The organism is Terriglobia bacterium (genome assembly GCA_020072565.1).
Lineage (GTDB): Bacteria > Acidobacteriota > UBA6911 > UBA6911 > UBA6911 > JAFNAG01.
In genome coordinates this window covers 38,028-50,463 of the sequence record JAIQGI010000003.1, presented here as the reverse complement: position 1 = coordinate 50,463, position 12,436 = coordinate 38,028, and the positions used below count along the sequence as shown (strand labels likewise).

The following is a 12,436-nucleotide window of genomic DNA, read 5'->3' as shown; positions in this document are numbered from 1 at the left end:
TTCTTGAAAGGTCGTCGCAAGCCAGGCGAATCATGAGTATCTCCGGCTTCCGCCCTTACACCTCCGAGTTTCTGGAGCTGGTCGGAGGTCTGAGGTCGAATGCCGGAGATCGCCTCCCTCTGGCATGTTTGGCATATTTCGCAGGTGCCAGGTAAGAACTACCCGTCCAGAAGGCGGCGGGCCCGCCGAAAGATGTCGTGAAACATCGAGCGGGTCAGCCTGCCGGTTTGCGTGTTCTGCTGGCTGGGATGATACGAGGAAATGAGCGTCACGCCCCCGGGAAGATCCCATTCGCCCGCGTGTCGGAATCCGGGAATCCGATCACCGGGGATCTTACCGCCGTTTTCGCGCCATACCTTCAGAAAGGCGCGCAGGGCGATCTGGCCGAGCACTATGATGACGCGCTTGCGTGTGAGCAACAGGAGCTCGCGACGGAGATAGGGCCGGCAATTGTCAAGTTCACAGGGCAAGGGCTGGTTGGCGGGGGGCGCGCAACGCAAAGCTGCCGTGACCGCGCAGTCATGCAGGCGGAGGCCGTCATCGAGCCGGGTCGAGTCTGGCTGGCTCGCGAAGCCGAATCGATGGAGCGCTTCATAGAACCACTCGCCGCTGCGATCGCCCGTAAACATGCGTCCTGTCCTGTTAGCTCCGTGCGCTCCCGGCGCCAGCCCCACGACAAGAAGCGCGGCCGTGGCCTCGCCGAATGCCGGGACGGGACGACCCCAGTATTCTTCCGACCGGTACCGGCGCACTTTCTCCAGCGCTACCCGCTCCCTCCATTCGACCAACCGCGGACACTTGCGACACTCTATGATGGTTTCCTGTAACCGTTGAAAACTGCGGGCCATATTCATGCCGACACCATATCATGACGATTCAGCATTCTGGATTGCGGATTTTCGCGCTTCTCTTCCCGGGACCTGAGGCCGGCATCCCGGAACCTGCATTCCAAAGCTCGAAATCGAGAGAGTTCTTGAGGGGAAGGACTACCCTGCCTGATAATAAACGATTGATATTTCCAGAGGAGGGAGTGATGGACTTCGGCAATAATTGCGACCTTACAATCCGCCGCCTGGCGCCCCTGATTCGACGGCGCAAGCTCTCGCCCGTCGAACTGACGCGCGCCCTGCTCGCCCGGATCGATCGGCTGGACCCGCGCCTGAACTCCTTTATCACGGTCACATCGGATCTGGCTCTGGCCCAGGCGCGACGAGCCGAGAAGGAAATAGTCCGCGGCGCTTATCGCGGCGCTCTTCACGGCATCCCGATTTGCCTGAAGGATCTCTTTTACACACGCGGCATCCGCACCTCCGCCGGATCGCGGATTCTGCGCAATTTCGTTCCCACGGAAAACGCGCATGTAGTCGATCGCCTGTTCGAGGCAGGCGCCATCCTGCTGGGCAAGACGAACCTGCATGAGTTTGCCTACGGCGCCACCAATGTCAATCCACACTTCGGCGCCGTACACAACCCTTGGGCCACGGATCGGATGTCGGGCGGCTCCAGTGGCGGAAGTGCTGCTGCCGTGACGGCGGGCCTTGCCTTGGCTTCGTTGGGAACCGACACCGGTGGGTCGATCCGGATTCCGTCGGCGGCTTGCGGCTGCGTCGGACTCAAGCCGACGCACGGCCGGGTTCCGCTAGGCGGGGTGATTCCTCTGGCTCCCAGCCTGGATCATGTCGGACCCATCTCGCGCTGCGCAGAAGATGCGGCACTCGTGCTCGACGCCATAGCAGGTGCGGATCCGTGCGCACCGGCCGGTCTGGGGAAGAACGAACCGTCCGCGCGGAATCTCAGGAAGGGGCTCGCGGGCCTGCGCATTGGGGTGCCCAAGCAGTACTTCTTCGACCGCCTCCAGAGGGAAGTGAGGCGCAACGTGCTCGCTGCCATCGCCACTCTGGAGCAGAACGGCGCTGAAGTCCGTGAAGTCGATCTGAAATGGATGGGCGAGACCGCCAAACTTGCCGGCGTGATTACCCTCGCGGAGGCCCTGGTCTATCACTGGAAGTGGGTACAAAAACGATCAGCCGACTATGGACCCGACCTGCGGATTCGTCTCAAGGAGGGCATGGAAATATCAGCAGTTTCATACTTGCAGGCCCAGGAGTTGCGCTGTACCTATACGAAGGAGTTTGAAAGAGTTCTGCAGTCGGTCGACATGCTGGCTGTTCCCACCTTGCCTGTGGCCGCTCCACGCATAGAGCAAAGCGAGGTTGCTGTCGGCCGCACCAAGGAAAACGTGCGCATCGCACTGCTGCGCCTGACACGTCCCGGCAACTTGACGGGACTCCCGGCCATGTCGGTGCCTTGCGGGCTCACCTCCGACCATTTGCCGATCGGGCTGCAGCTGATCGGCCGCCATCTGGAGGAAGGGACGATATTACGCGCGGCTCATGCCTACGAGCAGCTGACATCGTGGCATGAGATGTTCCCGCCCGATCCCTTATGAAAGACCACGAATCATATGGGGCGCCCCTGCCAAGACCAACCAGGATAACCAGCATGGAACAATCCCCAAGAATGCCCGGATTTTTGGCGGCTTGGCCTCTGGCGCCAGGGCGGTCTCCAGGGACGCGAATTCTATGCATTTCAAGGTTGCTGTTTGGCTGCGGCCGGAGGCTGAGTTATTCTTTCTGCGGGTGATGGCATGAAGATTGCGCTGGTGCAGATGAATACCACCGTCGGCGATATCCACGGCAATCGGGACGGCGTGCTTCAGGCGATGACCAAGGCAGAGCGCATGGGCGCCGATATCGGGGTGTTTCCGGAGCTCTGCCTGACCGGCTATCCGCCGCGTGACCTTCTCAGCCTGCACGGTTTCGTGGAATCCAACCTTCAGGCTCTGCAGGAGCTTGCCGTTCACTCCGGCCGCATGGGCGCCATTGTCGGTTTTGTCGATCGCAATCGGGAGCCGGAGGGCAAAGAGCTGTACAACGCCGCCGCCTTTTTATGTGAGGGCGCAATTCGAGCGGTGATACACAAGACGCTTCTGCCCAGCTATGACGTCTTTGATGAAGACAGGTACTTTGAAAGATCCCGTGAAGCGCGGCTGATGCCGTTTCAGGGCCGCGCAATCGGAATCTCCATTTGTGAAGACGCATGGAACGACCAGGATTTCTGGTCTCAGCGCCTCTATCATACCAACCCGATCTCCAATCAGGTAGATCTGGGCGCCAACCTGCTCATCAACATCTCCTCTTCGCCTTTTGAGATGTACAAACCGCTCGTCCGCTATCGCATGCTTCTCGGCCATGTCCAGAAGTATCGCGTCCCCCTGGTGTACGTAAATCTCGTAGGCGGCAACGACGATCTGCTCTTCGACGGCAACAGTCTCGTGTTCGGGCGCGCGGGAAACCTGATCGCCCAAGGGAAGAGCTTCCAGGAGGATCTGCTGCTGGTCGATCCGGAATTGGGGCTGGATCAGAGCTATCGGGAGGGGGAGCCGATGCAGAACCTGTTTGAGGTCCTGGCCATGGGGACGCGCGACTACGCACGCAAATGCGGTTTCAAGTCGGCTGTCCTCGGGCTGAGCGGCGGCATCGATTCCGCGGTCACGGCCTGCATCGCCGCCGAGGCGCTTGGCCATCAGAATGTGCTGGGCGTGTCCCTGCCGTCGGTGTACTCCGCCCAGGCAAGCCACGATGATGCGCAGGCGCTGGCTCAGAACCTGGGCATAGGCTTTAAGGTCATTCCCATTCAGTCGGTTTTTCAGGAGTATCGCTCAGTGCTCTCTCACGCCTTTGCCGGGCTTCCGGAAGATGCCACGGAGGAGAACATCCAGGCGCGGATCCGCGGCAACATCTTGATGGCGTTGTCGAACAAATTCGGACACCTGGTCCTGAGCACCGGCAACAAATCGGAGCTGGGTGTGGGCTATTGCACCCTGTATGGCGATATGGCGGGCGGACTGGCGGTGATTTCCGATGTTCCCAAGACGGAAGTCTATCGGCTTGCCGATTACATTAACCGCTCCCGGGAGATTATCCCGGCCGACACCCTGCGCCGTGCGCCGACTGCAGAGCTGCGCCCCAATCAGACGGATCAGGACACGCTGCCTGCCTACGAGATTCTAGATGCGATACTGCGGCTTTTCGTCGAGGAGCAGCTGAGCATCGACGAGGTGGTGAAACGCGGCTATGCGCGCTCCACGGCGGCAGAGGTGGCGCGCATGGTTTATCATAGTGAATACAAGCGTCGGCAAGCTGCACCCGGCCTGAAGGTCTCTTCCCGCGCCTTCGGCAGCGGCCGGCGCATGCCCATCGCGATGAAACTCGGTTATTAAGGATTGAGGAGGTGTTTACTTGGTCACGGACGCCCTGCTTACAGATCTATACGAACTCACCATGGGCGCGGGCTATTTTGATCATGGCAAAGCCGACGACACCGCCACCTTTGACCTTTACTTTCGACATAATCCTTTTCGCGGCGGCTATGCCGTCGCCGCCGGCCTGGAGGATGCGGTCCGGGCCGTCCTGGCCGTGCGATTCAGCGAAGCAGATCTCGGTTATCTTCGCTCGCTCCGGTCATCGACCCGTACTCCGCTTTTCTCCGAAGGTTTCCTCAAGTACCTCTCGGGCTACCGTTTCCGGGGCAATCTCTGGGCTATTCCCGAAGGCAGCGTGGTTTTTCCCAACGAGCCCCTGCTGCAGGTCCGGGGCAACTTGATCGAATGTCAGCTGGTGGAGACGATCCTCCTCTGCCACATCAATTTCCAGACCCTCGTGGCTACCAAGGCCTCACGCATGTGGGAGGCCTCCCATCACGGCACGGTGGTCGAGTTCGGGCTGCGCCGGGCACACGGGCCGAACGGCGCGCTGAGCGCGTGCCGGGCTGCTTTCATCGGCGGTGCCGACGCGACTTCCAACGTCAAAGGAGCAGCCCTGCTTGGAATCCACGCCACCGGGACGCACGCCCACAGCTGGGTTCAGTCGTTTCCTGGAGAACTGGAAGCGTTCCGTGCATATGCGCATTCGTTCCCGGATGACTGCGTGCTGCTTGTGGACACCTATGATGTCCTGGAGAGCGGCGTTCCCAACGCGATTCGGGTCGCCAAAGAACTGGAAGAGAAGGGACATCGACTGATGGGCATCCGCTTGGACAGCGGTGATCTTGCCTTCCTGAGCAAGCGGGCCCGTGAGATGCTGGATAAGGCCGGGCTCAGTTATGTCAAAATTGTAGCATCGAACGAGCTGGACGAATTTGTGATCACTGAGATTCTGGCGCAAGGCGGCTGCATAGATATCTGGGGCGTCGGGACCAAGCTCGTGACTGCCAGTGGAGAGGACGGCTGCGCCCTGGGCGGGGTTTACAAAATGGTGGAACACAACGGCCATCCCAAGATCAAACTCAGCAGCAACCCGGAAAAGATGACCAACCCGGGCTTCAAGAAAGTGATTCGCTTCCATGGCGCCGACGGGCTTATGGAAGCTGACGCACTGGCGCACAGATCGGAAGATCTCGGCGACGGTGAAATCCTCATCATCGATCCGAGCAATCCACTGCGGCGCAAAAAACTGGACTCCTGCACCCGGGTGGAACTGCTTTGTCCAGTCGTGGATGGCGGAGAATTGGTATACGACTTTCCCGCCCTGAGAGAAATTCGCGCCCGGCGCATCGATCAGCTGGCGCACCTGCATGACAGCTATCGGCGCCTGCACATGCCCCATGAATACAAGGTTGGCCTCACCTATACGTTATGGCACCAGAAGGAGCAGATGTTCGACGAGGAAATGGTGTAGCGGGTGAGACCGGCGAGATGCATGCATCCGCACGCACGCTCCTGGCCGGGCTCATCGACTATGCCGGCCTTTTCCCGCCTGCGTTTCTTCCCATGGCTGCCGCAGTGCACAACTATGCGCACTACCAGGGCATTCCTTTTTCCTGGGTCCTCGGCCGTTTCGTCGTTCCTGTTCTCAGGCTGGAGGAGTTCGAGCGGGAGTCGGCGCCTCTGCTGCCGCCGCCCGGCTCGTCAGCGGTCTGGCGCCTGAGCCTGCTTGCCACGGATCCCGAAAACGACGTCAGACAGCTCGATGATTTCAATCGGAATCATTCAGGAGCGCTCTTTGACAGCATCGAGATAACGGCCGGAAGCCCGGCGGAGATTGTTACGGCAAGGGCAGTAACGCCGCGCGCTCTCCATCTTTACTGCGAAATCCCGCTCGCCGGAGAGCTAAGGTCTCTTGTCGCCGCCATGGGCAAGTCGGGCGCATATGCCAAAGTGCGGTGCGGCGGCGTGAGCGCGGAAATGTTTCCGTCCGCCAGCCAAGTGGCTCAGTTCGTTCAGGAGTGCAACGCCGCCGGGGTGGGCTTCAAGGCCACGGCTGGTTTGCACCATCCTATGCGCGGAGTTTACCCGCTTACCTATGATGCGGACAGTCAGAAGGGACTGATGCACGGATTTTTGAATTTGTTTCTGGCAGCCGCGTGGGTCAGGGCCGGGATGAGCGGCGGGGAGGCGGTTGCGCTCCTCGAGGAGAGGTCTCCCACGGCATTTCGCTTCTCCGAGGACGGCGTCAACTGGCGTGGGCATCTCCTCGGCATCGAGGATATCGTGGAGGCGCGGCGCAGGTTCGCCCTGGCATTCGGTTCCTGCTCGTTCTCTGAGCCGGTCGCCGACCTCCGGAAAATGAATCTGATTCCATAAGATTCGGGGGCGTTTCTGCAGAAGTCAGAATTGAGGCAGATTTTTTGACTCTTGCAAATACGCCCCCCCTGGATCTTTCCATATGAATGAAACACACGGGATTGAGCTGGGCTGCTGGGTCACGTCGGCACAGGACCCGGCGACCGACTTTCCCATTCAAAACCTCCCCTTTGGTGTCTTCAAACGACGGGACAGGGAAGAAGCTGCACGCGTCGGAGTCGCGATCGGTGACCGAGTTCTCGACCTATCCGCGTGTCTCCGGGAGGGCCTGTTGGAGGGCGCCGCCGCAGATGCCGCCGAAACGTGCGCCCGGCCTGCACTCAATGGTCTTATGGCGCTTGGCCCGAGTTATTGGAGGGCCCTCCGGCTGCATCTGAGCCGGTTGCTGCGGGCGGAAGCGCACGAGCTTCAAGACCACCCGCGCCGGGAGGAGATGCTTCTGCCGATGAGGCAGGTCGATATGCTCCTGCCCTGCGAAATCGGCGACTACACCGACTTCTACGCGTCGGCGTACCATGCACGGAATGTCGGCAGCATGTTCCGGCCGGATAATCCGCTGCTTCCCAACTACAAGTATGTTCCCATCGCCTACCATGGCCGTTCCTCCAGCATCATCGTCAGCGGTACACCCGTGCGCAGGCCGATTGGGCAAGTTGCAGAGGAGGCAGCCGGGCCACCCAGCGTAATGCCGACCCAACTCCTGGACTATGAGCTGGAGGTCGGTTTTTTCATAGGTCCTGGGAATCCCATGGGCAGGCCGATTGGGATCGAGCAGGCTGAGGCGCACATTTTTGGGTTGTGCCTCGTGAACGACTGGTCGGCACGGGACATCCAGAGATGGGAGTATCAGCCGCTTGGGCCGTTTTTGTCCAAGAACTTTGCGACCACCGTATCGCCGTGGGTCGTGACCCTGGAAGCCCTGGAGCCCTATCGCATCTCCGCCTGCCAGCGCCCTCCTGGCGATCCGCTTCCGCTTCCGCACCTGTCCTCGCCTCGGACCGCGCAGCGTGGCGGCATCGACCTCACACTCGAAGCTTGGCTGCGGTCGAGCCGCATGGAGGAGAAGGGAATTTCACCGGTGCGCATCAGCTGCGGGAATCTCAGAGATTTGTACTGGACTCCGGCGCAATTGATCGCGCACCACACCAGCAACGGCTGCAATCTTCGCCCCGGCGATCTGGTTGCGAGTGGCACCGTTTCAGGAGAGCAGGAAGACGAACGCGGCTGCCTCCTCGAGAGGACCTGGCGTGGTCAGAAGCCGATCCCTCTGCCCGGTGGTGAAGCCCGGGCTTTTCTGCAGGACGGCGACGAGGTGATCCTGCGCGGTTATTGCGAACGGCCTGGACTGGCGCGCATCGGATTCGGCGCCTGCAGCGGCAGAATCGAACCTGCGGAATTCTTGGACCGCAAAAAACCTCAACGCAGAGGGCGCTGAGATCGCAGAGCTTGAACCATTGCTATCTCTGCGGTGAAGTGTTTCGCCGCGATCAACGGCCGGTTTCAGTCTTTGCGCTTGCGCTGGGCCTGGCCGGTCATCGGCACAAAGCGCACCGGAATGGTGGAGCGGCGGCTGATGCCCTGATCGTTCTTCTCGAGCAGCACCAGATCTTGATCCAGACTGCCTACCGGAATGATCATCTTGCCTCCCGGCTTGAGTTGGTCGATGAGCGGCTGAGGGATGTGGTCCGGCGCAGCAGTTACGATGATGCGGTCGAACGGGGCGGCGTCGGGCCAGCCCATGTAGCCATCCCCGCAACGGATCCGGATGTTTTTATATCCCAGGGCGTTCAGTGTCGATTGGGCTTGTGCAGTAAGCTCAGGCAGGATCTCGATGGTATACACTTCGGAGACAAGCTCCGCCAGCACCGCCGCCTGATAACCGGAACCTGTCCCGATCTCGAGGACGCGCTCACCGCCCCGGAGTTCGAGAGCCTGAGTCATGTAGCCTACGATGTAGGGCTGGGAAATCGTCTGGCCGAGCACGAGGGGGAGGGGATTATCGTCGTAAGCGGCATCGACCAGATCGTCCGGCACGAACCTGTGGCGCGGCACCTTGCGCATGGCAGCCAGGACCCGAGCATCCTTCACGTCCCGGTCCTGAAGTTGTTCGCGGACCATCCGCTCCCGCAACTGGAGGAGCAGCTGCTCGCGGTCGGAAGGCGCTGCCTTCTGCGGTTCTTCGCTACGGCTTGGAAGCATGTGGGAGGAGCATCCTTGCATGCTCGCGGCCAGGGTCATCACAAGCAAGATGAGTCTTGCGCCTTGCATGTTCCCTTGCTGAGTTGCGGTCCGGCCGGGGAGACGTTCGTGTTCGTTCCGAACACCTGCCTTCCCGGCCGGCTGGGTTCATTGCCGTTTGGCCTCCTCAGAAAACCGGATCGGCCAGCTTCGCCAGGACGGCAGCGGAGGCCTTTTCTACATCCGCGTGGAGGGAGTTGCCGTGCGCATCCATGGTAACGATCGCGGGAAAATCCACGACATCCAGATGCCACATTGCCTCCGGCACCCCGTACTCCAACAGGTGGACATTTTTCACGCTCTTGATGCAGCGGCCGTAATATTGCGCTGCACCCCCGATCGCGTTGAGATAAACCGCACCGAAGTCCTTCAGGGCGGCAAGAGTTTTGGCGCCCATGCCGCCCTTGCCGATGACGGCCCGGACGCCGTAGCGCTTGATGACCTCCGCCTCGTACGGTTCCTCGCGGATGGAGGTCGTTGGCCCGGCGGCGGTCATCTTCCAGCCGCCGTTCTGCTTCAGCACCACGGGCCCGCAGTGATAGAGGAGTGCGCCCGAAAGGTCAACAGGGGCCGGGTTTTTCATGAGATGAGCGTGGACGGCGTCGCGTCCCGTGTACATGTCGCCGCGCAGCAGCACAATGTCGCCTACCTTCAGGCTGCGAACTGCCGTCTCTGAAAGGGGCGATTGCAGCACAATCTCCTTGCCCGTCCGCTGAAAGCCTCCGCCGGTGGCCATCTGCTTTTCGGGAACGCCGGCATCGCGGTAGAGCCAACGCTTGATGGCTCCGGTCTGCTCGTCCAGGATCACGCCCAGGCGCCGGAAAGCCCAGCAATCATAGGCAACAGAAACAAAGTAGCAGGCGGGCAGACGGTTCAGGGCGCCGATCTTGCAGCCGATCAGAGAAACCGCCCCCCCGAATCCCATGGCCCCAATACCAAGCGTGTTGGCAACGGACACGGTGTAATTCTCGAGAGCGGCCAATTTGGGGTCCGGATTCACGTCATCGAGCGTGCGGAAGAGCTGTGCTTTGGCGTGCTGATATCCGGAGGTGCGATCCCCTCCGATGGCCACGCCGAGGGCACCAGGAGAGCAGCCGTGCCCCTGTGCCTGCCAAACCGCGTGCAGGATGCATTTGCGCACGCCGTCCAGCGTCCGGTCGGCCCGGCCCAGATGGGGCAGATCACATGGAACCGAGTATTGGATGTTTTTGTTTTCGCAGCCGCCCCCCTTCAGCAGCAGCTTGACCTCAATCTCATCATTGTTCTCCCACTGGCTCCAGTGCAGAGTCGGTGACCCCGGCCCCAGATTGTTGCCGCTGTTCTTTCCTGTGATCGAATCGACCGAATTGGGCCTCAGTTTGCCCTGTCGGGTGGCCTCCGCCAGCGCCGAGAAAATCTTGTCTTTCATCTTCAACTGGTTCGTCCCGATCGGCGTGCGTATCTCGAATGTGGGCAGGCCGGTGTCCTGGCAGATCGGCCCGGAATCGGCCAGTGCCATGTCCACATTGACGACCATGACGTCGAGCGCGGATGCCGCCTGGCTTCCTGGTGTCTCCATGGCCAAAGCGGCAGCCATCCTGCTGCGGACGTCGGGCGGCAAGTTCGTGGAAGTCTGGGTTATCAACTCAAGCATGCTCTTTTCAAATTGTTCCATACGTGTTGAACCTCATGGCACATAATGCCTGAAAGAAATTCCCCTCAAAGGATTGCGACACAGCTCAGGGCTTCCATTATATCACCGGATGCGTCGACAACCAGTTCGTGAAATCCAGAGAATCCGATACCCGGATCTTTGCCGCCGCTCACACGGGACGGCACAACTTCAGGCAAGAAACCTCACTGGCGTCGCTTCCGCGCAGCCTGGCGGCTGCAACCAGGTCAGCAACCACGAAACCCACAAAACCTAGGAACCGGTTTCGTACAAATCATGGATCCGTGAGGCGACCCGGCAAATCGCAGAGGAAGAACCCGGGTTTGCAGTCTTGCCTTGCAGAGCGCAGGGAGAGTGAAGTGCTGAAAAATCTTTTCAAAAAATGAAGATTTCCCACTTTGTATGGATCTCATGAGATCAAAGAGGGTCTAAGAGGGTTGTTTTGTTACGGGATGCAGCCTCGCGGGTTCCGGCAGCGGATGTGACATGATATCCTTATATTCTAAGGCACGGAAGGTGCCGGGGGAGAAAGGCAGTAGGAATCCGGGGAAGGAAGAGCGCCGATGATTTTCTCGTTAGATACCTGGCTTCTGCCGGCAATTGCCGCGGCGTCATCTTCCTATCTGGTATCCCTCGGCTGGGAACATTTCCGGCGATCCACAGCCCCCAGCAGGCTAACAGAGGCATTCCTGGCAGCGCTGAGTTTTATCATGGGCGCCATCGCCGCATACAGCCGGCACGTCTCCATCCAAACGAGTTTGAATAACAATATCATCGTGATGTTTTTGGTCGGCGCCAGCACCACCTATCTGTGGCTGCGCCTCCGGAAATACTTCTTCAGTTACAGAATCAGCCGTGAGCCGTAGCGTCACGCACATGTCTGTTCCCTGCAACGGTCTATATTGCCAATGCAGGGATTGAAACAGAGAACACTCCGATCTTCCACAAACAATTCAGTTATGCCCCAGTGCGGAGTGGAAAGCGGGAATGCCCGTTTGTCTGCTTTTTCATTATGCCCGGCGATCGAGGGTGTAGTGAAGGTAAGAGGAGGAATGGTGTGCGGGCCGCGGCGCGGCATGCGGTCCCCTCACCCGTGTATAACCAACCGAGCGCTTCTCCGCCTGATACGCAACGTCCCGCACATAAGCAGGTCGAAAGGTCAGTAACCTCCCATTGCCTGCGATTGAATTTTCCTGGTGCTGTTCCTCATATCGACTCCTGTTTACGGATGATTAGCACCTTTTTTGTTTTTTAGGCGCCGACGATGCAACATTCTTTGGCGGGAATTGGATGCCCGTACAAACGATCCTTGTTGACATATATCGAGGGGTGTAGTACTTAGAATACACCTGTGTGGGTGGACAACCTTCTGCGAAAGGATATACTTCATGCCGAGTGAACGACTGAGAATACTGGAACTGGCACTCGAGTCTCTTGAGAATAAGAAGAAGCAGATTGATGAAGAGATCGCAGCCCTGACCGGCGAGTTGAGACGCGGCAGAGCGGCGAAGGCAGTGTTGTCCGCAGGGGCAGCCGCTCCCGTCGTCAAGAAGGCGATCAAGGCGCGGAGGCGATCGCGCTTTTCCAGGGAGGAACGGGAACGGCGATCGGCGCGGATGAAGGCTTACTGGGACAAGTGGCGCAAAGACAAGGGTCGTCAGAAATAGCTACCGCCGGAACCACAATTCCAAGGACGGAGGTCCCGGAGCGCGGGGCCTTCGTTTGTTTTCAGGGCGGTTCCTGCCGACGCGCATGAAAAAGGCTTATTTGGGAGTCGTGCGGATTCCACAAACAGTGCCTGCAACCAACGGGGCCGCTGAGTAAGCCAATACTATTCCCAGAATCATCGCGTATGTGCTTTGGTCTTGGGGCCAAAAGTTTTGACTCCCCGGAATAAATGACAT

The 12,436-nt window shown here is 59.5% G+C and carries 10 protein-coding genes; 7 read left to right on the top strand and 3 right to left on the bottom strand.

Annotation, left to right across the window (positions count from 1 at the left end):
- Positions 1–158: 158 nt before the first annotated feature.
- The gene (locus LAP85_02285) at positions 159–848 is read right to left on the bottom strand and encodes a uracil-DNA glycosylase (protein MBZ5495204.1); all 690 of its coding nucleotides are present in this window, start codon (positions 846–848) and stop codon (positions 159–161) included.
- A gap of 185 nt (positions 849–1,033) precedes the next feature.
- On the opposite strand from LAP85_02285, the gene LAP85_02280 reads away from it, so the two are divergent.
- The 5 genes from LAP85_02280 (at position 1,034) to fahA (ending at position 8,078) form a co-directional block, all read left to right on the top strand.
- Entirely contained in the window at positions 1,034–2,449 is a 1,416-nt protein-coding gene (locus tag LAP85_02280) for an amidase (GenBank protein ID MBZ5495203.1), read from the top strand.
- 198 nt (positions 2,450–2,647) lie between these two features.
- A complete protein-coding gene (locus tag LAP85_02275; protein ID MBZ5495202.1) occupies positions 2,648–4,282 on the top strand; it encodes an NAD+ synthase in 1,635 nt (544 codons plus the stop codon).
- A 19-nt stretch (positions 4,283–4,301) separates the two neighbouring features.
- Complete coding sequence (locus LAP85_02270) at positions 4,302–5,738, top strand: nicotinate phosphoribosyltransferase (protein ID MBZ5495201.1); 1,437 nt, start codon at positions 4,302–4,304, stop codon at positions 5,736–5,738.
- Between the two features lie 17 nt (positions 5,739–5,755).
- On the top strand, positions 5,756–6,643 hold the full coding sequence (locus tag LAP85_02265; GenBank protein MBZ5495200.1) for a hypothetical protein: 888 nt from the start codon (positions 5,756–5,758) through the stop codon (positions 6,641–6,643).
- An 82-nt stretch (positions 6,644–6,725) separates the two neighbouring features.
- Complete coding sequence (gene fahA, locus LAP85_02260) at positions 6,726–8,078, top strand: fumarylacetoacetase (GenBank protein MBZ5495199.1); 1,353 nt, start codon at positions 6,726–6,728, stop codon at positions 8,076–8,078.
- A gap of 65 nt (positions 8,079–8,143) precedes the next feature.
- Here fahA and LAP85_02255 read toward each other — a convergent pair whose 3' ends face one another.
- The gene (locus tag LAP85_02255) at positions 8,144–8,842 is read right to left on the bottom strand and encodes a protein-L-isoaspartate(D-aspartate) O-methyltransferase (GenBank protein ID MBZ5495198.1); all 699 of its coding nucleotides are present in this window, start codon (positions 8,840–8,842) and stop codon (positions 8,144–8,146) included.
- Positions 8,843–9,008: 166 nt separating this feature from the next.
- A complete protein-coding gene (locus LAP85_02250; protein MBZ5495197.1) occupies positions 9,009–10,535 on the bottom strand; it encodes a fumarate hydratase in 1,527 nt (508 codons plus the stop codon).
- Between the two features lie 560 nt (positions 10,536–11,095).
- Between LAP85_02250 and LAP85_02245 the strand changes: the two genes are divergently transcribed.
- Both LAP85_02245 and LAP85_02240 read left to right on the top strand, forming a co-directional pair.
- Positions 11,096–11,398, top strand: a complete 303-nt coding sequence (locus LAP85_02245) for a hypothetical protein (GenBank protein ID MBZ5495196.1) — start codon at positions 11,096–11,098, stop codon at positions 11,396–11,398.
- Positions 11,399–11,920: 522 nt separating this feature from the next.
- A complete protein-coding gene (locus LAP85_02240) occupies positions 11,921–12,199 on the top strand; it encodes a hypothetical protein (GenBank protein MBZ5495195.1) in 279 nt (92 codons plus the stop codon).
- Positions 12,200–12,436: the final 237 nt, after the last annotated feature.

What these genes read in the sequence shown, in the direction of transcription:
- LAP85_02245 (MBZ5495196.1), top strand. Translation starts at nt 11,096, where the DNA reads ATGATTTTCTCGTTAGATACCTGGCTTCTGCCGGCAATTGCCGCGGCG.
- LAP85_02280 (MBZ5495203.1), top strand. Translation starts at nt 1,034, where the DNA reads ATGGACTTCGGCAATAATTGCGACCTTACAATCCGCCGCCTGGCGCCC.
- LAP85_02250 (MBZ5495197.1), bottom strand. Translation starts at nt 10,535, where the DNA reads ATGGAACAATTTGAAAAGAGCATGCTTGAGTTGATAACCCAGACTTCC.
- LAP85_02255 (MBZ5495198.1), bottom strand. Translation starts at nt 8,842, where the DNA reads ATGCTTCCAAGCCGTAGCGAAGAACCGCAGAAGGCAGCGCCTTCCGAC.
- fahA (MBZ5495199.1), top strand. Translation starts at nt 6,726, where the DNA reads ATGAATGAAACACACGGGATTGAGCTGGGCTGCTGGGTCACGTCGGCA.
- LAP85_02275 (MBZ5495202.1), top strand. Translation starts at nt 2,648, where the DNA reads ATGAAGATTGCGCTGGTGCAGATGAATACCACCGTCGGCGATATCCAC.
- LAP85_02240 (MBZ5495195.1), top strand. Translation starts at nt 11,921, where the DNA reads ATGCCGAGTGAACGACTGAGAATACTGGAACTGGCACTCGAGTCTCTT.
- LAP85_02265 (MBZ5495200.1), top strand. Translation starts at nt 5,756, where the DNA reads ATGCATGCATCCGCACGCACGCTCCTGGCCGGGCTCATCGACTATGCC.
- LAP85_02285 (MBZ5495204.1), bottom strand. Translation starts at nt 848, where the DNA reads ATGGCCCGCAGTTTTCAACGGTTACAGGAAACCATCATAGAGTGTCGC.